The following is a 23,459-nucleotide window of genomic DNA, read 5'->3' as shown; positions in this document are numbered from 1 at the left end:
TATCTCTATATAGGTTTAATTTGCAAAATCGACTGAGACTCCGAATTGCAGGGTTGCAGGGTTTATTGGGTAATGCAACATAGAAAAATAGTTGTTTCCACCGAACATTCCTTGATTGAAATTCGAGTATAAAACGTAAAAACGCACCATTTTCAATTTCATGTTTGCATAAACATTCATCATTGGATAATTGCCTATTTTAAATTCCCTTTGGTTATAAAACGACAAAGTTGCCGGTTGGTATCCTTCTGCATAATATTCGGTATGATACCGGCAATCTACGCCTATTTGAGTATTCAATACCTTCGCTATCGGAAAAGATAAATACAGATTTCCGTATGCGCTGAGGTCGGGAAGGGGAATAATAGAAGGTCTGCTCGATTTTTGATAAACTGCTTCGATATCTAAATTAAGAATCCCGACTTTGAATGATTGGTTTAGTTTGGCACTAAAAACTTGCATGATCGAACTTTCTTGACGAGGCATGCAGTTTTCATCAAAATAGACGTAGTTTTGGACATTTTCTACACCAACGTTCAATCGAGTGCCCCAACGTTCTATTGCAAATTCTCCTCCGACTCGAAAATTCCTGATTTTATTGAAGTTATTGTTCCATATAAAATGATTGGAAACGTAATGCTTATAATAAAATGCAGGTTCAAGATTTTTAAAGAAGCCATATGCACGTAATTGGACGGTATCTTTAAAAATAGGAAAGCGAGTCTGTATTTCTCCATTCACATCGAACGATCCTACTTCCGGACCGGTTAATCCCAATTTCCCGTTTACAGTATAGGTCAGTATTTTCCCTTGCCGTTTCGAAACTTCAGCACCTATCCATAGTAAATTCTCAGTATAGTATCGGCTCGATGATCGTCTTATAAATGTTACAGGCTCTCCGAGTACCGGTGTTTCAGGTGCGAAAGCGAAGGCTGAGGGAACAGTATCCGGCATTAGTTTGAATTGGCGTATTTCGTATGTCATATAGGCCGCCAATCCCATTTTTGCATATTTGTTAAAACCTTCAAGCAGAGAGATTCCCAGTGTATTTTTGAGAGACCAATAAGAGGTCGTGTCATTCGATCCGTTTTTGTTGAAATAGGTATTTTTGAAAAATTTTTGATCTTCGTCAGCCGAGAGATTGACAAAACGACGGAAATTTCGGTTGTATTCTATCGTATGAATAAAACTGGTGACAGGAACAAATGTCTCTATTGTTGTCGTGTCTTTTGTCTCTGTTTTATAAAAACCTACATTATAACGTTGTGTGGCATAATAGTTTTGTCCTCTCACACGGTTGTATGCATCGCTTAGGTTGATTGGAATACTTTGTGAATCGATACCCGTTCCTCCATCCATTTCGGTAGGATGAAGGATGTAGTTGTCGTCAGCAAGCCCTCCGTTTTCTTGACATACAAAATTATATGTGTTGAACATTACTTGTAATTGATATTTTTCTCCGATATAATTAGATGAGAGTTGCCAAGAAAGCTCATTTGTTGCCTGATGATCATAACTTCCTCGAGAATAGAGATATTGAATATTAGCTCCGAATCCCAATCTGGCATTTACATTTCCTGAAAAGACGGCTTTCAAGTCGTCTTGTTTTTTCACTTTAGAACCACCTGTGAGGTAGGATAAAAGTGTCATGGGAATGCGGGTATTGTAAAAGTCAAAATTCTCGGGAGTTGTTATCCAAGGATGAAAAGGCGCTTTGAATATGAACTGGGGCATCTGCGGGCGATCGAAAAATATTTTTGAAAATCCCGGACCTCCTAAATTACCCGTATAACCATAAGCCGTCGAATATGAAGAGGGTTGGTCAGTTTGGTAAAAATTGAGCTGAAGTGTGTCCATCGGTACACGATACCTGTTGCCCAACGGTTGTGTATTGCGCCATGCATACGGTTCTGCAATAACCGGCTTTTTCTTGGCAAATACCGAGAAAACACAGCAGATACCGATAATAAAGAGTACCGAAATTCTTTTCATACGGCTGCAAAGATAAAATTAAAAAATCAGAATTAAAGGAGTCGGGCCTATAAAAAGGCTTTCGTAAAGAGAGGGTTGTTTGGGTTTTGATAATCTTTAACGTGTATAAATCAATCTAAACGGCCATTATTCTTGTTATACATGCAGATTAAGAGCCTATCTGAATTTTGTCGGGGCAGATTTGAGAGTTTTCTTTTGAGGACATATTTCTGTTCAGAGGAAAATGCAAAAGTAACCGGATAACATTTTCTTATCAGAGAATTTAGATAGACTTTAAACATTTCGAATTAATATGATAAATCAATAAAAGTAAAGATTATGGAACTTACGACTTTTAATTTTTGGGGAAAGACCAAATATTGGTGGGGAATAATGCTGGTAGGGATTTTGTTGATACCTGCGGGGTTATGGTTGTTGTTTCAACCGGTTATGGGATATGCTGTCATTTCGATGCTGTTAGGATGGGGATTGATACTTTTCGGAGTGGTTCAATTAACTGTTTCGGGAGATATAGAAAAACGAGGACAAGGATGGGGCTGGTGGCTTGCTGGAGGAATATTCGATATATTTATCGGATTTTTGTTGATCAGCAATTTGGCATTGAGCGAATTGACTCTTCCTTATTTTTTCGCTTTTATATTTTTGTTTAAGGGACTTAGCAATATTATTTCTGCATTTTCTATGACATCGGCTTATAAATATTGGTGGCTGTATTTGATTAACGGAATTATCATGCTTTTGATCTCATTCTTGTTTTTCTTTACACCTTTTACTGCAGCCTACAGTATCGTATTTCTCTGTTCATTTGTTTTTGTTTATTGGGGAGTGGCATTGATTATCTTCTCTTATGATGTAAAGCCGGACAAGACAATAGAACAGCCTAAGTAATCAGGCCAATTGTGTTTTATATATTTCCTATTTTCTTTATCGATAAGGCATGTTTTGCGTGAGCAAAGCATGCCTTTTAATGTATTTTATAGGGTAAATTATTCATTATTAAGTATTCTTTGACCAGTATAAATCTTATCTTTGCTTCGGGATGCAGCGAAATATCCGAATTGTTGCATCTTTACAATAAGATAATGCTTGTTCTTGTATTTATTCGTTGATGTATAGACATTTGAATAAAATATAATATATGGTAAAGAGTGACAGTATAGTTAAACTTTTGCCGGCAGGACAAGTCAAAATAGAAAATTATTATAGGGAGGACATCGCAATGAAAATAAAAAGATTATCGTCTGTCCTGATATTTTTAGGATTATCGGTTGTTGCTTTTGGGCAAAAATATATTCCCGAAGATGATTTATATTATCAGCCGAAAGATAAAAATCCGATTGTAGAAAAGAAAAAACAGGAAAAATCGACTTCGACTTATCAACAGCCGGTAGCGACGACAACAACGACTACTACAACAGTTACGACAACTACTGCTCAATCTGATTATGATCGGGAAGTAGATGCATATAACCGTCGTTATTCTTCGGAAGCCACAGATACGATTCCATCTATTACTCTTGATGAGTTTACCCGAATGACTCAGAAGAATGAGCAGGATGCGGATGATGATAATACGGGATATTATCTTAATGGTTTTGAAGGTTCTCAAAGTGATCTTGAATATGCCGAACGGATACGCCGTTTTCACAATCCGAAATTTACCATACATATTTCCGATCCTGCTTATACGGATATATATTTCTTAGATCCTACGGATTGGAATGTATATATTGATAATTCGTATGCATTTGTGACACCGACATGGACCAATCCGTGGTATTGGAATTATACGTGGGCGCCTTACAGTTATTCGAGTTTGTCTTGGCGCTGGAATTTCGGGTTCGGTTCATGGGGATTCTCATGGGGATATGGTTATCCGGGATGGGGCTACAATCCTTATTGGGGTTGGGCAGGACCATGGTATCCGCATTGGGGCTGGGGAGGTCATCACCATCACCCCGGCTATTATCCCGGACATCGTCCCGGATGGAATAACGGACGGGATATCCGTTATTCGAATGGTGGACGAACGACTTACGGAAATTATGGTTCTTCAAATCGTTATAGTGGAGGAAGAAACACTATAAATACCCGTCCGTCTTCTACGGGGAACAAATACACTCCGGGGTCTTCTTCAAGCAAGCAACCTATAATGAGAGAAACCAACTCGAATCGTGGACGTACTCGTATCGGTACATCAAGTGGTAATTCTACGTATAACCGTCCTTCAGGAACAACCAATCGCCGATCGACTTATACTCCGGGATCTTCTTCAGGACGTACTTCCGGCTCTTCATCGCGAGTACGGAACAGTAGCGGAGGACGCAGCACATATACTCCATCAAGCAGTCAGAGGCGGGAATCGAGGAGTAGCTATAGCCCGTCCACATCTCGCAGTAGCGGATCGAGCGGTAGTGTTGGCCGTAGTAGCGGAGGTTCCCGGGGGCGTACGAGATAAAGAGATAAGTTTAAGATAATATTCGATAATGAAATAGTGTAATGAAAGCCCATAATCATTGTGAATGAGAATTCGAGGAGTGATGTGGGCTTCCGTTTTTTATATCAGAAATATTTATGAAAATGAAACGGTCAATTTGTATTATGGCGATAACGATGTGTTGCGTAGCTTCGCTATTCGCGCAAGGCAGTATGAATGCCTATAATTATTCTCGTACCGATATAAAAGGTACGGCCCGTTACATGGGAATGGGAGGGGCTTTTGGAGCTTTAGGCGGTGATATATCGACATTGTCGCAAAATCCGGCGGGTATCGGAGTGTATAGAAGTAATGAAATCGTTACGACTTTGGGTATAGCCGGAATTTCTGCGGAGACAAAAACTTCTGTCAATGTGAATAATAATCTGACAAAATTTGTTTTTGATAATGTCGGTATAATAGGAACTTTTAATACCGGAAAAGATTTGGGAATAGTCTCTTATAATTTCGGGTTTGCGTATAATCGTCGTAATTCTTATGATCAGACATATCGGGTACAGTATAGTAATCTTCGTTCCTCTGTAACGAATTATATTGCCGATAAATCTTTCGGGATTTGGGAGAACGATTTGGCCGGAGCTGATGTGCAAAGTGGGGATGCTTATGATATAAACGGCCTTCCTTGGTTGAGTATTTTAGGATATGAGTCGTTGCTGATGTCTCCTCAGGAAAATCCGGAAGGAGGTTATTATGATGACAGTTATGAGGGCCTTTTCGGAGCAAAAGCCACCGGATCGGGATCGCTTTATGTCAGGGAAAGAGGTCGGACAAACGAATATACGTTCAATTTCGGGGGAAATGTGTCGAATGTGGTTTATTTCGGAATAGGGCTCGGTATAATGGACTTGGATTATGAAATGACTTCTTCTCATGATGAAAATTTATCCAATACATCAGGATTTGTTCCTATATATGAGGAAGAAGATGGTGATAATGGTCAGGTTTATAATTATCCGATAACGAGCAGTAATTTCTCTTTATGGAATCGGTTGAAAACAGAAGGTACGGGTTTTAATGTCAAACTCGGATTAATAGCTCGTGTTACCGATTATTGGCGATTGGGCTTGGCGTTTCACACTCCGACCTACTATTCGATGAGCGATTATTATATGGCGAGTGTGGACAATAGCTATACTTATTTAAAAAATAATAGTAATGAATCGCGTAATGATATTACCGATAGTCCCGAAGGTCGTTATGATTATAGTTTGGTTACTCCGTGGAAATTTATGGCGAGTACGGCATTTATAATCGGGAAAAAAGGAATTGTCAGTTTTGATTATGAATATACGGCGTATGACAAAATGAGTTTGAGCGAAACCGACGGATTGGAGATGAATGATGTCAATGATGATATTTCTTCTTATTTTAAAGCCGGACATACATTCCGGGTAGGAGGAGAATATCGCATTACTCCTCAGTTAAGTGCTCGTTTGGGATATGCCAATCAGTTATCTCCTATGAAAGTGAGTACGGGGGATGAATTGAATATAGCAGGTATGGCTCCTCACTATACACTTGACCGGGGTACGCAATATTATACTTGTGGTTTGGGTTATCGGTTCGGAATTTTTTATGCAGATATGGCTTATATTCATAAAAATGCAAAAAGCGATGTTTTAGCGTTTTCCCCGATTCCGAGTACGGGCCTGACTTCGGAGGTAGCTACTTTGCATGCTAAAAATAATTCGTTTATATTGACTCTCGGTTTTAAGTTCTGATAAGAAGCTGAATCTCTTTATCGGAAAATTTAGGCAGCCTTTAAGGTTTATTGAATGAGAATGTAATATTTTTTATGCCCGGCTTGTTCGGGCATTCTTTTGTTAAACAGATCGAATGAAAGATTTTATAGAAAAAATCAGAAAAGTATATCCTCTTTCGGATGAAGCGTTGTCCCTGTTTATTGCAGAGACAGAACGAGTATCTTTTCCGAAAGGTCATTTGTTGATACGAAGCGATGTTAAAGAAAAATATTCTTATTTCATTATAAAGGGATATGCACGGGGATTTTTTTATAAAGAAGATCGGGATGTGACTATTTGGTTTGCCTCATCGGGTATGTCGTTATTATCGATGAATGGTTATATGTTTGGTTCTGCAGGATATGAAAATATCGAATTACTTGAGGAGTGTGACTTGTTGAAAATATCGAATGATGCTCTTAACCGGCTTTTCGACCGTAATATCGAATTAGCTAATTGGGGAAGAAGAATGTCTGATCAGATAATTTTAGAGTTGGAGAAATTGATTATGGAACGTTGTTTTATTTCGGCTTCCGAACGGTATCATCTGTTGATGGAGCAAGAACCGGAAATTTTACAAAAAGTGCCACTCAGACACATTGCTTCCTATTTAGGTATTTCTCAAGTTTCTTTGAGCCGGATACGTGCCGGAATACAATAATAGGTCTCTGTTCTTTTTTTACATATGTAAATTGATAATTGTTTTATTATTCCCAATTTTGCGCCTCGAAAAATACTTTACTTTAAAAATAGAGAATAAATGAAACAATTCAGAGGCATATTTTTAGCGATATTATCTTCTTCTACGTTCGGGATGATTCCGTTTTTTGCTTTACCGGTCATACAGGAGGGAGTAGGTATCGATTCTATATTGTTTTACCGTTTTGCCGTATCAGCAGTTATAGTAGGGCTTTATTTGTTATTTGTAAAGAGCGATTTTCGTATTACGGCTAAGGAACTTGTTACATTATTTTTTCTTGGAGTTTTTTATGCCCTTACTTCTTTATGCCTTACGGCGTCTTATTTGTATATTCCCAGCAGTGTTGCGACCACTGTGCATTTTTTATATCCGGTATTGGTGACGACTATTATGATATTATTTTTCAAAAGTAAGGTCTCTTTATCTGTTGTTACGGCGGCGGTGATGGCGATTGTCGGAGTCTATTTTTTAAGTGGAGGCAAGGATGGGGGAGTCATTAATGTAAGGGGATTGGCATTGGTCTTAGTAACGGTGCTCACTTATGCGATATATATTGTCGGTGTGAATAAGTCTTGTGTTCAAAAAATGGACGGGTTAAAAATGACTTTTTATGTTTTGTTGTCATCGGCACTTATTTTTGGAGGAAATCTTTTGATAAAGGGAAACGGTTTAGATGCGATTCCGTCTTATAAAGCAGGCATAAACTTATTTTTACTTGCACTGATCCCGACCCTTATTTCTGATTTTACTTTGATTTTAGCAATTAAGCAAGTCGGGTCTACTATTACTGCTATCTTGGGCTGTATGGAGCCTCTTACCGCATTGTTCTTAGGAGTATGTTTTTTAAATGAGACTCTTGATGGGGAACAGTTGGTCGGTATCTTTGTTATTTTATCGGCGGTGTTTATTATTATATCCGAGAATAGGATAAATAGAGATTTTGTAAAACGGTTTATTCCCGTATTTTTGTTTAACCGTTCTAAATAAATAATCTATGATGCAATTAATTCGAATTACTGATTCTGATGATGCTTTCTTGAAAAGACTCATTTCTTTATATGAAGAATCTTTTCCATTGGAAGAAAGACGCCCGGTAGAACAATTGAAACGTTTGATAAAATCTGCCGATTCGATGCATTTTAATGCTGTCGTTTTGGATGGAGAATTATGCGGACTTTTTGTGTTTTGGGATTTCGAAACATTCTATTATCTGGAACATTTCGCTATATATCCTCATTTAAGGAATAAGAAAATCGGACAGCAGGTTTTAGATTATGTGGCAAAGAATCTTTCGGGATTGAGATTGCTTGAAGTAGAGCCCGCAATTGATGATGAGATTGCTATACGACGTGTGGAATATTATCGTAGAAACGGATATAAGGTTCTTGAAAAAGAATATATCCAGCCTTCTTATCATAAGCGAGAAGATGCATGTCCGTTATGGATTATGGGAAACGAGAACTCTGACTTTTTACCTCAATATATAGAGCGGATTAAAGATGAGGTTTATCGCCGGAATATATCGGAATAGCAATAGTTTATAAAAAAATCACCGGAAAGAATAAGTTGTATTCCGGTGATTCTTTTTATTGAAAAATTCAGACAGGAGTTTACCCAATCTTAGAAGATCGCTCCTTTGGTACTCGGTAACTCATAGTGGAATATATCTCGTCGTATAGCCATTTTTAGGGCACGAGCCAAAGCTTTGAATATTCCTTCTATTTTATGGTGTTCATTGTCTCCTTCAGCTTTGATGTTGAGATTCATTCGGGCTGCATCGCTGAACGACTTAAAGAAATGGAAAAACATTTCCGTAGGCATGTCTCCGATTTTCTCTCTTTTAAATTCTGCATTCCATACCAGCCATGCCCTTCCTCCGAAGTCCAATGCGACAGAACAGAGGCAGTCATCCATTGGCAGATAGTAACCATACCGTTCTATGCCTCTTTTATTTCCTAAAGCTTTGCCGATAGCTTCACCAAGAGCGATACCTGTGTCTTCGATTGTATGATGTTCATCAACGTTCAGGTCTCCTTTCACCCGAATTGTCAGGTCTATTCCCGAATGTTTTCCGATCTGATCGAGCATATGATCGAAAAATCCGAGTCCGGTAGAAATATTACATTTACCGTTACCGTCTAAATTGATCGTTACATGTATGTCGGTTTCAGAAGTTTTACGTATTATTTCTGCACGTCTTTCTCCGGCAAAAAGGAATTCTGTGATTTTATCCCAGTCGGGAGTGACCAATACGCAGGTTTGATCGAGCCCGTTATCTGTTATTTCTTGTAATCCTTGTTCTTCATTTTTTAAGAATATTCCCCGACAACCCATATTTTTTGCAAGCTGCATATCGGTGATGCGATCACCTATGACAAAAGATTGTTTCATGTTATAACTTCCGTCAAGATATTCTTTTAACATTCCGGTTCCGGGTTTTCGAGTAGGGAGATTTTCTTCAGGGAAAGAACGGTCTATTAAAATATTATCAAAAGTCACCCCTTCATTTTCAAAAGCACGTATGATTTTATTTTGTGCAGGCCAAAAAGTCTCTTCAGGAAAAGAATCTGTCCCTAAACCGTCTTGATTACTTACCATGACCAATTCGAAATCGAGTTTTTCTTTAATGAAATGCAGGTTGCGGAATACTTTCGGAATAAATTCTAATTTTTCAAGACTATCCAGTTGATAATCGACAGGAGGTTCTACTACGAGAGTTCCGTCCCGGTCTATGAATAGGGCTTTTTTTATAGAGTTCATAACGTTACTTTTTTTAATGCGTCGATCAATGCCTTGTTTTCTTCGGGTGTACCGACTGTAATACGGAGGCAGTTTTCGCATAAGGTGATCTTGTTACGGTTACGCACGATGATCCCTTTTGCGACCAAATAATCATATAAGGCTTGAGCGTCCCGGGTTTTTACCAGTAAAAAATTTGCATCGCTTGGGTATATGTGCAGTATGACCGGAAGTGCGGATAACTCTTTTTGAAGGATTTCTCTTTCTGAGACAAGCTCTTTTACCCATGCTTGTATTTCTCCGTTTCGTTTCAAGAGCTCCAAAGCGTGTTCCTGTGTCAACCGGTTAATATTATAAGGATATTTTATCTTATTGAATATCTGAATAATATTTTTTGATGCAAAAGCCATTCCTAAACGTATTCCTGCACTTCCCCATGCTTTGGAAAAAGTCTGTAATACCACCAAGTTAGGGTATTGGTCGAGTTTCTCCAAAAGAGAAGGATAAGCAGAGAAATCTATATAGGCCTCATCAACAATAACAATGCCTTGAAAATTATCTAATATATACCGTATCTTTTCAAAGGAAAACGAATTCCCCGAAGGATTATTCGGAGAGCATAGAAATAGCAGTTTACTGTTAGAGTCGGCTTCTGCCAGAAGTTTGTCCGGTTCGAAATCGAAATCGTTGTTGAGTCGGACAGGGCGGTATTCCACATTATTGATGTCGGCGCATACTTTGTACATCCCGTAGGTCGGATCGATGGCTATAACGTTGTCTATACCCGGCTCGCAGAAAGCCCGGTATAAAAGATCGATCGGCTCGTCGCTTCCTACGCCGAGAAAAATAGACTCTATGTTTACCCCTTTTAAGTCGGCGATTTTTTCTTTAACTTTCCATTGTAGAGGGTCAGGATAGCGGTTATACGGAGTATTGTACGGGTTTTCGTTGGCATCGAGAAAAACAGATGCTTCACCTTTAAATTCATCTCGTGCCGAAGAGTAAGGCTTGAGCCTCCATATATTGGGTCGAACCAGTTTTTCTAATTTTTTCATGCTGTGTTTATTATTGGTTTATTTTTGCGAGTCTTACCGATACGGCGTTTTTATGAGCGTCGAGCATTTCATTGGCGGCCATTGTCTCTATAGTGTTCCCGAGATTCTGCAGTCCTTTCCGGCTGATTTCCTGAAATGTTATCTTTCGTATAAAGCTATCCAGATTTACTCCGCTGTAAGATTTTGCATATCCGCTTGTCGGTAAGGTATGATTTGTTCCCGAAGCATAGTCCCCGGCACTTTCGGGAGTATATGGGCCGAGAAAGACAGATCCTGCATTGATGACTCTTTCACTCAATTCCCAATAGTTACTGCTTTGAATGATGAGATGTTCGGGAGCGTACTCATTGGTAAGATCGATGACTTCATCCCAGTCGTTTAATAATACAAGGCGGCTGTGTTCTAATGATTTTTTTGCCAGATCTTTTCTGGGGAGCTGTTCGAGTTGACGCTCGATCTCTTGTTTTACGTTTTCGATCACCGATTTTTCGGTAGTGAGCAATATCGATTGACTGTCTGCACCGTGTTCGGCCTGTGATAAAAAGTCCGAAGCCACAAATTCAGGAAAAGAAGAGCTGTCTGCAATGACTTCGACCTCTGATGGTCCGGCAGGCATATCTATTGCTACATCTTTCAGGCTCACGATCTGTTTTGCTGCAGTTACGTATTGGTTTCCGGGACCGAATATTTTATAAACTTTAGGAACACTTTTCGTGCCGTATGCCATTGCTCCGATTGCTTGAACACCTCCTAATTTGAAAACCCTATCGACCCCTGCGGTACGGGCTGCAAAAAGAATTGCCGGGTGGATGTTTCCGTTTGCGTTACACGGGCTGCACATAATGACCTCACGACAGCCGGCAATACGAGCCGGTACGGCAAGCATTAATACCGTAGAGAACAAAGGTGCTGTACCTCCCGGAATATAAAGCCCGACTCGTTCTATGCCTACTGCTTTTTGCCAGCATGTTACTCCTTCGGTAGTCTCTATTTTTTGAGGTGTTATAGCCTGTGAAGCATGGAATTTAGCTATATTTTTTTTTGCCGTCAAAATAGCTTCTTTCAACTCTTTGTCAAGCAGCTTTTCGGCTTCGGCGAATTCGTTTTCCTGAACCTCCAGTTCTGACAATCTGACTCCTTGAAATTGTTCTGTATATGAACGTATCGCACAATCTCCGTTTTCCCGGATTTCGTTTAATATGTTTCTAACCTTTTCGTGTAAGGCTAAAGTATCTAAATGCGGACGTTCGGTGATTTTGTTCCAGTCATCTCGGGACGGATATTCGATGATTTCCATAATTATAATACCATTTTTTCGATGTTCAGTACCAATATACCTTCAGCTCCGGCAGTTTTTAGTTTGTTGATGATTTCCCAAAAACGTTTTTCTTCAAGAACCGTATGCACCGAACTCCAGCCTTCTTTTGCGAGAGGCATGATGGTGGGACTTTTGATTCCCGGTAAGACTTCAAGTATTTTATCTAAAGAGTTATTGGGAACATTCATCAGTATATATTTTTTGTCTTCGGCGGCTTGAACGGCATTGATTCGGAATATCAACTCTTCCAGTATTTCGAGTTTTTCGTCTGTCAGATTATTGTTGGCAATGAGTATAGCCTCCGATTCTACAACGACCTCGACTTCTTTCAGTCGGTTACTGACAAGGGTACTTCCCGAACTCACAATATCGAAAATCGCATCGGCAAGGCCTATTCCCGGAGCAATCTCTACAGATCCTGTAATAACGTGTATATCGGCATTTATGTGGTTGTCTTTTAGAAATTTGTTTAAGATTACCGGATAGGATGTCGCAATTTTACGACCCGAGAACCATTCCAGACCTTGATACTCTTCGTCTTTAGGAATTGCGAGAGAAAGCCTGCATTTGCTGAATCCCAGATTTTTAACGATGCGAGCTTGCTTTTCCTTTTCCATAAATTCGTTTTTACCTACGATCCCTATGTCGGCGACACCGGAAGAGACCGAATCGGGAATATCATCGTCTCTTAGAAAAAGAATTTCTACAGGAAAATTCCGGGCGGGGATCAATAAAGTTCGTTTGGCTGAGGATAATTTGATTCCGGCTTCCGTGAGAAGTCCCATTGTGTCTTCATATAAACGACCTTTTGATTGAACAGCAATGCGTAACATGATAAATTGTTTTTATAAGTTTATAAATTAATTTTGTTCCGGACATAAAAAAAAGGCTTACCCGATCGGCAAGCCTTCTATTTATATTTCTTTTTTACAATACAATTACAGCTCACCTCATTTGAGTTAAGAATGATGATGACCGTGATGTAAAGTAATATTTGTCATAAGTCTTTTATTTTGATGTTGCAAATGTACATTAAATATTATTATTTGCAAATAATATGGCGCTTTTTCTTTTTGAATGTTCTTGAAAAAATGTCGAAACCGATAATTCGTTATTTATTTTTCTCTTTTTGACAAAGGAATGAAAGCTCCGAGAACGATACCGAATATTCCGTAGGCGATAAGCATGCCGATTGTGTCTAATATGAGGTTCGGAAGAATGATATTATCCACTGCTATGTATAGACCTATTTCCATTAATATGGCTATTACGATCCCATATATCAAGCCTCTTATCCAATCATTTTTTGCCCAACTCAGTATTTTAATAAAGAAAAGACTGTATATGAATGCAAATATCCAGCCTGCAATTAATTGCAAGAAGAAAGCTCCTAAAATAGAATCGTCTGCTATTGATGATAAAAATATAGGTGAAATATAATTGAATGATCCGCTGATATTTTCGATAAAAGAGACAAATAATAAGGCAAGGGTTGCAAAAAATCCTCCTATGATAGGTTCTTGTATTTTTTTCATATTACTATAATTTTGCGGTTTGAAATAAAAAGATAACCGATATTTGTAGTGTTTATTCGTTTAGAGATCTCTTCAACAAACCGGACGATTTGTTGGTTAAACACATTTTATGGTCATTTTGTTTTTGTGTATTTATTTTTCGGGACGAAAAAATATTTAAAATTCGGAGAATTTTTTGTTGCAGTTGGATGGAAATAGGGGAGAAATAAATAATCTTAGAGCCTGTTTGAATTTTGCTCGGGTCAGTTTTTGGAGTTTCTTTCCGTTTTGTTTTCCTGTTTCTGTATATCATGTAGTTCGATATTTTTTATCGAAACTGAAAAACGCTCTCAAAAGATTCTCAGAAAATGTCTGTACGAAATTTGGGCGAGCTCTTACTTTTCTTCTTTTATTTCTTCAAACTCGACATATTCACCATCTGTTTTGTCGAATATTTTTTCTCTTCTTTTTTGGTAAGTATACCATTTTGTTGAACTGCGTCCGTCCTGACGATTGCCGGAGTTTTTTGTCGTATCGGAGTTACGTCGTGTATTTCCAAAAAGGACACGTATTATCGTGCCAATAAAACCTAATCCTAAAAGAAGGATAAAGATGAATATAAATAGGAGACTATAGAGAATAATAACCATAACTGAGAATATTTTGTGTGCATCGATTATATTTTAACAAAAACCGTTCCGTTTTTGTTTTCACAGTTTTATATTAATAACTGATAAAACGATGTAAAGTACAATAGCTGCGGCGAATCCGCCGAATCCGAATAATGTAATAAAGACTATTGCTCCTAATAAAAGAATATACCGTATGTAATTATTGCGCAATGATAAGTCTTTAAATTTTAAAGAAAACATCGGCAATTCGGATACCAATAAATAGGAAAAGATTAGGATCAAACAGCCTAATACATAAATATTGAATCCGTTTTCAAGTCCCCAAAAGCAAACTCCGATCCAGAAAAGTGCATCAGCCGGAACCGGTAATCCGATGAAAGACGTAATTTGACGTGTATCGATATTGAATTTGGCCAGTCTCAAACCGGAGAAAACCGGTATTAAGAATGCTAAATAAGGGAAGTATTCTCGAATGAATATCGGATATTCGGGAGTGATTAATTGTCCGGTAAAAGAGAATATCAAGATACCTGGAGCCATGCCGAAACTGATCAAGTCTGCTAAAGAATCCAACTCCTTTCCCATAGGGGAGTAGGCATTTAATAATCGGGCGGCAAATCCGTCCATAAAGTCAAACAGTGCAGCCAGACAGATAAACAAAGCTGACGCTTCAAAATCGGTTTTAAATGCGAAAAGACAAGCAAAACATCCTGATAGTAAATTCAGACATGTAATTGCATTGGGTATGTGGACTATAATTTTTTTCATAATGATGTCATTTAGGCATTGTCTTTTCCTGTTTTTCGACAAAGCTATAATCTGGCAATTTGAGTTATATTCCCTGTCGTTTTGTCATTTAATTTGACAAGAACCTCTGTCCCTAAAGGAAGAAATACATCTACGCGGGAACCGAATTTTATGAACCCCATATGTTCGTTTATATGACATTTATCTCCGACTTCTGCATAGGTGACAATGCGGCGTGCCATAGCTCCGGCAATTTGACGCATAAGAATTTCTTCACCTTTATCTGTTTTGATAACTACTGTAGAACGTTCGTTTTCTGTACTTGATTTGGGAAGATATGCTGCCATAAAACGTCCGTTTTGATGGCTTACATGGGTTACCGTTCCGTTTACCGGAAACCAGTTGGCATGTACGTTGAATATACTCATGAAAATAGATACCTGAATTCTTTTATCATGGAAATATTCATTTTCCATAACCTCTTCTACGGCTACGATCGTACCATCGGCGGGGGCTACGATGCTGTTTTCTATATCTCCTTTATAATGTCTTTTGGGTGATCTGAAAAAATTGAGAACCAATAAAAAGAATATGATCGAAATTACAAGAAAAGGGATAGAAACATAATGTATGTTTATAAAATAGTGAATGAGGCTATTCAGTATCAGTAAGATAATACATAATATAATAAGTATGTTTTGTCCTTCCTGATGTATTTTCATTTTCATAATATCGCAACGTAAAAATTTATCATGCAAAAGTAATGACATTTTATGGAATAGCAAAAGAACTCTTTTAAAATCTTATAGACAGAGGCTTTCAGAGACAGTCCGAATTTTTCGATGAATTATATATCTGGACTTTTTGAATATCTTTTCTGAATTTATGAAATATACCCTGTAAAATATTCTTGAATGTCTATCTTTGTAACTTGAAATAAAAAGAATGCTTAACATGAGACAAACTCGTAATAATAGAAAAAGCAATAGAAGATATAATCAGGAAAGTTCGATAAAGACATATTCGGTGCAGGAAGGTCCTGTCAAATTGTTGGATTATCTGTTCTCGTTGTTTCCTGAAAAGAGTAAGACAACGGTAAAGTCTCTTTTGTCCCATCGTCAGGTTGCAATAAATAATATTCCTACGACACAGTTCGATGATCTTTTGCATTCCGGTGATGAATTGGCGATAAATTTTGAAAGAGGATTTAGGGTGTTTAAGCATAGTCGTCTGCGTATTGTGTACGAAGACGAGTTTTTGATTGTCATTGATAAAGGATACGGACTCCTTTCGATGTCGACAGATCGCATTAAAGAAAAAACAGCCTATCACATACTTAGCGATTACGTGAAAGCAGATGATCCTGTTGGCAGAATATTCATTATCCATCGGCTCGACCGGGATACATCTGGGTTGATGATGTTTGCCAAAAGTCAACAGATTCAGGAAACTATGCAACGGTCTTGGAACGATATGGTGCTGGACCGACGTTATGTCGCAGTTGTGGAAGGTGCTTTCGATAAAGATAAGGGAGAGGTGTCTTCTTATCTTGCCGAAAATGCTGCTTATGAGGTTTATTCTACACAGAATAAGGATGAGGGACAATATGCGCTTACTCGCTATGAGGTGCTCAAAAGCAACGGAAAATATTCTTTAGTAGAATTGCAATTGGCTACCGGACGGAAAAATCAGATTCGGGTACACATGAAAGACCTGGGGCACAGTATTATCGGAGATAAAAAATATGGAGCTACATGCAACCCTTTAGGGCGTTTGGCTCTTCATGCTTCTCGTTTGAGGTTCGTTCATCCCGTAACGAGGAGAGACATGTTTTTTGAAACACCTGTTCCTGCTAAATTCAGGTATATTGTAAAAGGCCGATGAAAAAGATGCGGGTAAGAGGCTCGTTTTGAGAATACTTTTCGCTCGCTACTTTTTAATAACACAAATAATCTTATTAACTTTGCATACTTTTTTATTAAAGTGCGGTTTTGGGTCATTTGTTTTTATTATTTTATGATGTTGAAAAAATAAAATTATATAAGCAGCAAGGTGAATATTCTTTACCTGACCAGTAAAATTTATAACCTTTGTCCTGCTGAACCTTTAAAATTATATACAAAATGAATATTTCGTATAATTGGCTGAAAGATTATTTGAATATCTCGCAGACTCCGGAAGAAGTTGCAGCTGCCCTTACCTCAATAGGTCTCGAAACGGGTGGAGTAGAAGAGGTACAAACGATAAAAGGCGGATTGGAAGGTCTGGTAATCGGTAAAGTGTTGACTTGTATAGATCATCCTAACTCTGATCATCTCCACATAACGACTGTCGATTTGGGTAACGGCGAACCTGTGCAGATTGTTTGCGGAGCTCCTAATGTTGCGGCAGGTCAGCATGTCGTTGTCGCAACTGTCGGTACTGTACTTTATTCGGGAGACGAAACATTCACGATTAAAAAATCAAAAATACGCGGAGAAGAATCTTTCGGGATGATTTGTGCCGAAGATGAGATAGGAATCGGTGATAGTCATGATGGAATTATCGTATTGCCCGATACAGTTGCTCCCGGTACATTGGCTAAAGATTATTATAATGTAAAAAGTGATTATGTATTGGAGGTCGATATAACTCCTAATCGTGTCGATGCCGCTTCACATTATGGTGTAGCTCGCGATTTGGCGGCTTATTTAAAACAAAACGGGTATGATGCCGTCTTGAGACGTCCTTCCGTAGAGGCATTTGCTGTCGATGATAAAGAGGGGAAAGCTATATCGGTATCGGTCGAAAATACCGAGGCTTGTCCTCGGTATTGCGGGATTACAATACGGGATGTAAAAGTGACAGAGAGTCCCGAATGGCTGCAGCAACGATTATTGGCGATAGGTTTGCGGCCTATCAATAATGTTGTAGATATTACCAACTTTCTATTGCATGAAACCGGGCAACCTTTGCATTGTTTCGATTTGAATCATATCGAGGGAGGAAAGGTTATTGTAAAAACACTTCCGGAGGGGACTAAGTTTGTAACCCTGGATGGTGTCGAACGTTCTTTGTCGGATCGAGATCTGATGATTTGTAATGAAAAAGAAGGAATGTGTATTGCCGGGGTGTTCGGCGGCCTGAAATCGGGTGTAACCGAACAAACAACGGATGTATTCCTCGAATCGGCATATTTCAGTCCGATGTGGGTGCGTAAGACGGCACGTCGTCACGGGCTTAATACCGACTCTTCATTCCGTTTTGAAAGAGGTGCTGATCCTAATAATTTGATCTATGTACTTAAACGTGCGGCATTATTGGTGAAAGAGTTGGCCGGAGGAAAGATAACGGGAGAAATCGTAGATGTGTATCCGAACAAAATCGATAATTTCAGGGTAGAACTCAGCTATGACCGTTTGAACAGTCTTGTCGGTAAGGTGATTCCTCAAGATATGGTAAAAAGTATTCTCTCCAGCCTTGAAATTGAAATCTTAGATGAAAAAGATGGAGTTCTGACATTGAGTGTTCCTACTTATCGGGTAGATGTTCAAAGAGATGTCGATGTTATAGAGGACATTCTCCGTATTTATGGATATAATAATGTCGAATTTACAGATTCTGTACATTCTAATCTTTCATACAAAACGATGACGGATGAGAATCATCGGTTGTATAATTTGATTGCAGAACAGTTGACCGGATGCGGATTCAATGAAATCATGAATAATTCGTTGACAAAAAGTGCCTATTATGCCTCTTTGACGACTTATCCTGAAAAGAACTGTGTTCCGCTTCTTAATCCGTTGAGTAATGATCTCAATGTTATGAGACAAACTTTACTTTTCGGAGGGTTGGAGAGTTTAGCTTATAACATCAACCGTCGCCGGCCGGATTTGAAATTCTACGAATTCGGGAATTGTTATAATTATGATGCGGATGCCGATACGTCTAAAAATGCACTGGCATCTTATTCGGAAGCGCAGCATCTCGGCTTATGGATTACGGGTAATCGTGTATCGGGAAGTTGGGCACATCCGGATGAAAAATCTTCGGTATTCGAGCTGAAAGGGTATGTAGAGAATATCTTTGTCCGTTTGGGTGTCGATATGAAAAAATTACAATTTTCTCAGATTTCAGACGATATATTTGATGCTGCGTTGGTTTATACGATGCGGAACGGTGGAAAAATTCTTGCGAAGTTCGGATTAGTCTCGAAAAAAATATTGAAATCGTTCGATATTGAAACTGAGGTATCTTATGCTGAAATGAATTGGACTCTCCTTGTAAAAGAAGCCGTAAAAAATAAAGTCACATTTAGTGAAATTTCTAAATTTCCTCCCGTGAAACGGGATTTAGCGTTATTGGTCGATGCTTCCGTACAGTTTGCCGAAATAGAGAAGGTTGCTTATGACACTGAACGTAAACTGTTGAAAGACGTGTACCTCTTCGATGTTTATGAAGGAAAGAATCTGGAATCAGGAAAAAAATCTTATGCTGTTTCTTTCATTCTGCAGGATGAAACCAAGACATTGAATGATAAGCAAATCGAATCGATAATGAACCGGATTATTGGTAATTTGCAACAGAAGCTTAATGCGAAACTCAGATAATTGTTTATATAAATAAGAAATATAAGAATAAAATACAATGGGAAGAGCGTTTGAATATCGTAAAGCCAGAAAGTTAAAGCGCTGGGGAAACATGGCGCGTACATTTACAAAATTAGGTAAAGAAATTTCGATTGCCGTGAAGGCCAGCGGTCCTGATCCCGATGCTAATCCGCGTTTGCGTGTTCTTATGCAGAATGCTAAGGCTGCCAATATGCCGAAAGAAAATGTGGAGCGTGCGATTAAAAAGGCGACATCAAAAGATGAGGGCGATTATAAAGAAATCGTTTATGAAGGATACGGACCTTTCGGTATCGCTATTGTAGTAGAAACTGCGACAGATAATCCTACCCGTACCGTTGCCAATGTGCGTAGTTATTTCAATAAATTCGGCGGATCGTTAGGAACCAGCGGTAGTTTATCTTTCCTTTTCGATCATAAGAGCGTGTTTAAGATTAAGGCTAAGGAAGGGGTTTCTCTTGAAGATCTTGAACTTGAACTTATTGATTATGGAGTAGATGAACTTGAAGCCGACGGGGAAGAGATTGTTTTATACGGAGAGTTCGAATCGTTCAGCAACATTCAGAAATATCTTGAAGAAAATGGATTCGAGATAGAAAGTGCTGAGTTTGAACGTATTCCGAATGATACTAAAGAAGTGACGGAAGAGCAGCGTGCTTCAATTGAAAAACTGCTTGAAAAGTTTGAAGATGATGAAGACGTTCAGAATGTTTTTCATAATATGAAAGAAGCTGACGATGAAGAATAACACCCTTTGGGGCTTAAGATATAAAAAGAGGTCTTTTAAGGCCTCTTTTTGTGTTCTTTATAGGAGAAGCTCTTAGAATTCAAAACCGAGTTTTATAGATATTCCGTTGATTGCCATATTATCTTTATAATTTTTGATGTTCTTCGGTCTGTCGTTGATTTTCGCTTTTTGCATATTATATCCTATTGTTAAATTCATACCGAATCGAGGAGAGCTGGAAAGAGTGACTCCGATATGAGGGTTTATATAACAGCCTTTGCCGTCATAAACCGAGTATCCGGCTTTCAGACCTAAAAACGGAGATATATTCTTGTTGAGAAAATACGTTTTAATATCAGCAAAAACAGGAATAAAAAAAGTCTCCCAATTCATGTGGTATTCTATTCCGATACCAGCTCCGAAGAAAAAATATGGGTTAAACTGATATCCGTGAGTTGTTGATACGGCAATTGCCCCGTCTCCTCTATTTCCGATCCCTATTACTCCTCCGAAATCTATGAATCCTTTGTAACCTGTTTTATCATAAGTCGGATTGTTGTTGTACTGTTTGAGACGAAATTTTTTTTGAAAGATTTCATCTTCGGGCGATATAATTTTTTCTATTTCATGTATAGAATAGACAAGTATGCTGCCGTTCGATGTTTTTACTTTTATAGATGTATTGGGTATTTCTTCGATGATGATTCCCTTTACTTTGTCTCCGTTTTTCAGATATACAATTTCTTGCTTGTTTTGGGCGAATGCGAGTAGTGTGTTGCACAAGACCATGCAGATAATGAATACTATTTTTTTCATACTGTAAATTATATTTTCTGGAATAATAGCCATTAAAACGATTGCTTCATATTTGTCTTTAGTTGTTTGTTATTCTGTTATTTTGATGTACCGTCACATTTTATGTGGTGAATTGTGAATTTCTATGCAGTGGTAGGATGGTGAGTTGAACAAACTTTGATGGTTTACTCCAGCACATCGTCCAAGTGGGCATAATTCAACAAACTGATTTTTCCGGTGGTGTTTTCGAGTGTGCCCGCATAGACTACCGCCTTGCCCTCTATGGGAACTTTGATCCAGTTGTTCATTTGTTTCAATGTCTTTTCAAAATCCTCATGGTAGGTCATAGCTGACTTGATTTCGATACCGTACAATCCCGAACCTTTTTTCAGTAACAGATCGATCTCGTTCTGGTTTGAGTCCCGGTAGAAATAGAGGTTGCTCTCCTTGCCTTGGTTATACCGCCGTTTCAATGCTTCCGTTACGATGAAATTTTCGAACAGTGCCCCTCGCATTTTGTCCCGTGAAAGTTGTTCTGAGGATTCGATACCGAGCAGATAGCAGGCAAGTCCCGTATCCATAAAGTAGAGCTTGGGTGTTTTGGTCAGCCGTTTGCGTGTATTCTCGAAATATGGGGGCAGCAGAGTCACGATATAGGATGCTTGTAGCACAGACAACCACGCTGTAACTGTGTGGGAGCTGATACCGATTTCGTTCGCCAGTTCGGAGGCTTTGAATAGCGAGCCGACACGTCCGGCACAAAGCCGAATAAACATATGGAACTGCATCATGTCCTTAATTTGTAGTAAATCGCGAACGTCCTTGTCCAGATAGGTTTTCATATATGCCGGATAGAGGAATTTAGGCACGTTACGCCCCGAATAGATCGCGGGATAGAATCCGTTGAACAGCAGATGGTCCAGCGGTGTATCGGTGACTGTTTCCCGTACTTCAGAATAGGATAAGGGCAATAATTCGAAAACGGCGGTACGTCCTGCCAAAGACTGTGTGACCTTTTTCAGCATGGCAAATTGCGAACTGCCCGAAAGAATAAATCGCCGATCTGCGTCATCGTCCACCATACCTTGTATATATGACAAAAGATTTGGTGCATTATGTACTTCGTCAAGAATCATGCCTTTCACATGTTGGTTCAGAAAAGCTATCGGATCATTTTCGGCAAAACTCCGTACATCGAGGTTCTCCAAAGAGTAATACGGTAGGTGCGGGAACAAATTACGGATCAGTGTAGTTTTACCGGACTGACGTGGGCCGGTAATGGTTATGACTGAGAAGTAACGATATGCCTCTTCTATCACGGCGGATAATTCCCGGCGGATATATTTTGTTTCTATATTCATTTATGTAATTTTGAAATACAACTACAAAATTACATAAATCTTATTGCGACACAAATTTCTCGGAATATTTTTTTCATGCCTGATGCTGCTTTTCCCTGTTATATCGGTAAATTTCTCTTTTTTCCGTTGGTGAAGGTTGGATAAAGACATCTGCTATAGTTTCACTATATACTTGAAGATACTGTTCATCTCGTAGTGTCTACATTGCTGCATTACTGTTTTTGAATGTCTTTTGTTGTCATATCTGTTATTGATAATCGCACGATGAATTTGAAATTATGTAATGATCGAAAGCAAGGTTACGAATATATCCCAAACGATGTGTTGTACGTTATTGATAATTTTTCTTACCATTCCGTATTCATAAGATTGCTCCGAAAAGGACTGTCAGTAACTATGTTTTACTTACACGAAAACATAGAATGCTTTATAAATTAAAAAGTTTTATTGTCTTAATCGTTTATAATCTATAATTTTGTAGCGGTAAATATATTCGGATGTAATGAAAATAAACTATAAACCAAAGGGAACGTGTAGTACTGATATTGAGCTGGAAGTGCAGGATGGAAGAATAGAAAAAGTCGTTTTCAAAGGAGGCTGTAATGGTAATTTGCAGGGAATATCGTCTTTGGTGAAAGGAATGAGAGTCGAAGATGTTATCTCCCGTTTAGAAGGGATTCATTGCGGAGTACGTTCTACTTCTTGTCCCGATCAATTATGCAAGGCCTTAAGGGCCTTACAGCCTGTCTGAATTTTACTCGGGTCAGATTTGAGAATTTCTTCGGAGTATGTTTTTCTGTTTTTATGAGGATGATAGCAGGCTATCTGACGAGTGAAAACGGGAAAAAGACCGGAAGAAAACACAAAAATGACCTGATAATATTTTTTTGTCGGAAAAATTTAGACAGGCTCTTAGAATCTGTTTGGTAACTTTGTCTGAGGCTGTTTGTATGTTCTTTTTTCTTTGAAAGGGAGATTCAGTAAATAGTATAAAATTAGCCAACTAATTCATACACAAAGTTTTGCGAAT

The 23,459-nt window shown here is 38.6% G+C and carries 21 protein-coding genes; 10 read left to right on the top strand and 11 right to left on the bottom strand.

Translation table 11 applies throughout. The features are described from left to right. Positions 1-15: 15 nt before the first annotated feature. Positions 16-1,992, bottom strand: a complete 1,977-nt coding sequence (locus tag AC0UMU_RS00720; protein ID WP_122337585.1) for a putative porin — start codon at positions 1,990-1,992, stop codon at positions 16-18. Between the two features lie 318 nt (positions 1,993-2,310). On the opposite strand from AC0UMU_RS00720, the gene AC0UMU_RS00715 reads away from it, so the two are divergent. From AC0UMU_RS00715 to AC0UMU_RS00690, 6 genes are all read left to right on the top strand, one after another. Beyond that, the gene (locus AC0UMU_RS00715; protein WP_009316508.1) at positions 2,311-2,880 is read left to right on the top strand and encodes an HdeD family acid-resistance protein; all 570 of its coding nucleotides are present in this window, start codon (positions 2,311-2,313) and stop codon (positions 2,878-2,880) included. A 250-nt stretch (positions 2,881-3,130) separates the two neighbouring features. Further along, positions 3,131-4,450: a hypothetical protein gene (locus AC0UMU_RS00710; protein ID WP_278715407.1), complete on the top strand. Its 1,320-nt coding sequence runs from the start codon at positions 3,131-3,133 to the stop codon at positions 4,448-4,450. 122 nt (positions 4,451-4,572) lie between these two features. Continuing rightward, a complete protein-coding gene (locus AC0UMU_RS00705) occupies positions 4,573-6,210 on the top strand; it encodes an OmpP1/FadL family transporter (RefSeq protein ID WP_278715405.1) in 1,638 nt (545 codons plus the stop codon). A 115-nt stretch (positions 6,211-6,325) separates the two neighbouring features. After that, positions 6,326-6,892, top strand: a complete 567-nt coding sequence (locus tag AC0UMU_RS00700) for a Crp/Fnr family transcriptional regulator (RefSeq protein ID WP_270213995.1) — start codon at positions 6,326-6,328, stop codon at positions 6,890-6,892. A gap of 99 nt (positions 6,893-6,991) precedes the next feature. Then, on the top strand, positions 6,992-7,918 hold the full coding sequence (locus tag AC0UMU_RS00695; protein ID WP_278715403.1) for an EamA family transporter: 927 nt from the start codon (positions 6,992-6,994) through the stop codon (positions 7,916-7,918). A 7-nt stretch (positions 7,919-7,925) separates the two neighbouring features. Next, positions 7,926-8,462, top strand: a complete 537-nt coding sequence (locus AC0UMU_RS00690; RefSeq protein ID WP_022390914.1) for a GNAT family N-acetyltransferase — start codon at positions 7,926-7,928, stop codon at positions 8,460-8,462. An 89-nt stretch (positions 8,463-8,551) separates the two neighbouring features. Here the strand turns inward: AC0UMU_RS00690 and hisB are convergent, their stop codons facing one another. From hisB to AC0UMU_RS00650, 8 genes are all read right to left on the bottom strand, one after another. Then, positions 8,552-9,682 (bottom strand): bifunctional histidinol-phosphatase/imidazoleglycerol-phosphate dehydratase HisB, encoded by a 1,131-nt coding sequence (gene hisB / locus AC0UMU_RS00685; RefSeq protein WP_288640217.1) that lies wholly within the window; start codon positions 9,680-9,682, stop codon positions 8,552-8,554. A 5-nt stretch (positions 9,683-9,687) separates the two neighbouring features. Then, positions 9,688-10,725, bottom strand: coding sequence for a histidinol-phosphate transaminase (hisC, locus tag AC0UMU_RS00680; RefSeq protein WP_009316516.1), 1,038 nt, complete (start codon positions 10,723-10,725; stop codon positions 9,688-9,690). A 10-nt stretch (positions 10,726-10,735) separates the two neighbouring features. Next, positions 10,736-12,022 (bottom strand): histidinol dehydrogenase, encoded by a 1,287-nt coding sequence (gene hisD, locus AC0UMU_RS00675; RefSeq protein ID WP_009316518.1) that lies wholly within the window; start codon positions 12,020-12,022, stop codon positions 10,736-10,738. Between the two features lie 2 nt (positions 12,023-12,024). Next, complete coding sequence (gene hisG, locus AC0UMU_RS00670; RefSeq protein WP_009316521.1) at positions 12,025-12,876, bottom strand: ATP phosphoribosyltransferase; 852 nt, start codon at positions 12,874-12,876, stop codon at positions 12,025-12,027. 282 nt (positions 12,877-13,158) lie between these two features. Continuing rightward, the gene (locus AC0UMU_RS00665; protein ID WP_009316523.1) at positions 13,159-13,578 is read right to left on the bottom strand and encodes a DUF6789 family protein; all 420 of its coding nucleotides are present in this window, start codon (positions 13,576-13,578) and stop codon (positions 13,159-13,161) included. Between the two features lie 374 nt (positions 13,579-13,952). Further along, positions 13,953-14,207 carry a DUF4834 family protein gene (locus AC0UMU_RS00660; RefSeq protein ID WP_288640177.1) on the bottom strand — a complete coding sequence of 85 codons (255 nt, stop codon included), beginning with the start codon at positions 14,205-14,207 and terminating at the stop codon, positions 13,953-13,955. 60 nt (positions 14,208-14,267) lie between these two features. After that, on the bottom strand, positions 14,268-14,957 hold the full coding sequence (gene pssA, locus AC0UMU_RS00655) for a CDP-diacylglycerol--serine O-phosphatidyltransferase (RefSeq protein ID WP_288640175.1): 690 nt from the start codon (positions 14,955-14,957) through the stop codon (positions 14,268-14,270). A 44-nt stretch (positions 14,958-15,001) separates the two neighbouring features. Then, complete coding sequence (locus tag AC0UMU_RS00650; RefSeq protein WP_031258917.1) at positions 15,002-15,658, bottom strand: phosphatidylserine decarboxylase family protein; 657 nt, start codon at positions 15,656-15,658, stop codon at positions 15,002-15,004. 232 nt (positions 15,659-15,890) lie between these two features. Here AC0UMU_RS00650 and AC0UMU_RS00645 point away from each other — a divergent pair, with 232 nt between their 5' ends. The 3 genes from AC0UMU_RS00645 to AC0UMU_RS00635 all read left to right on the top strand — a co-directional run bounded on the left by AC0UMU_RS00645 (position 15,891) and on the right by AC0UMU_RS00635 (position 20,294). Beyond that, positions 15,891-16,820 carry an RluA family pseudouridine synthase gene (locus AC0UMU_RS00645; protein WP_288640173.1) on the top strand — a complete coding sequence of 310 codons (930 nt, stop codon included), beginning with the start codon at positions 15,891-15,893 and terminating at the stop codon, positions 16,818-16,820. A gap of 239 nt (positions 16,821-17,059) precedes the next feature. Beyond that, a complete protein-coding gene (gene pheT / locus AC0UMU_RS00640) occupies positions 17,060-19,528 on the top strand; it encodes a phenylalanine--tRNA ligase subunit beta (RefSeq protein ID WP_009316535.1) in 2,469 nt (822 codons plus the stop codon). A 37-nt stretch (positions 19,529-19,565) separates the two neighbouring features. After that, positions 19,566-20,294 carry a YebC/PmpR family DNA-binding transcriptional regulator gene (locus AC0UMU_RS00635; protein WP_009316537.1) on the top strand — a complete coding sequence of 243 codons (729 nt, stop codon included), beginning with the start codon at positions 19,566-19,568 and terminating at the stop codon, positions 20,292-20,294. 72 nt (positions 20,295-20,366) lie between these two features. Here AC0UMU_RS00635 and AC0UMU_RS00630 read toward each other — a convergent pair whose 3' ends face one another. After that, complete coding sequence (locus AC0UMU_RS00630; RefSeq protein WP_288640170.1) at positions 20,367-21,089, bottom strand: hypothetical protein; 723 nt, start codon at positions 21,087-21,089, stop codon at positions 20,367-20,369. A gap of 164 nt (positions 21,090-21,253) precedes the next feature. Then, the gene (locus tag AC0UMU_RS00625; RefSeq protein WP_288640169.1) at positions 21,254-22,429 is read right to left on the bottom strand and encodes an ATP-binding protein; all 1,176 of its coding nucleotides are present in this window, start codon (positions 22,427-22,429) and stop codon (positions 21,254-21,256) included. Positions 22,430-22,931: 502 nt separating this feature from the next. On the opposite strand from AC0UMU_RS00625, the gene AC0UMU_RS00620 reads away from it, so the two are divergent. Continuing rightward, complete coding sequence (locus AC0UMU_RS00620; protein ID WP_022390924.1) at positions 22,932-23,180, top strand: TIGR03905 family TSCPD domain-containing protein; 249 nt, start codon at positions 22,932-22,934, stop codon at positions 23,178-23,180. Positions 23,181-23,459: the final 279 nt, after the last annotated feature.

The sequence above is a fragment of the Coprobacter fastidiosus genome (genome assembly GCF_982245605.1).
This window is presented reverse-complemented; position numbering and strand designations above follow the sequence as displayed.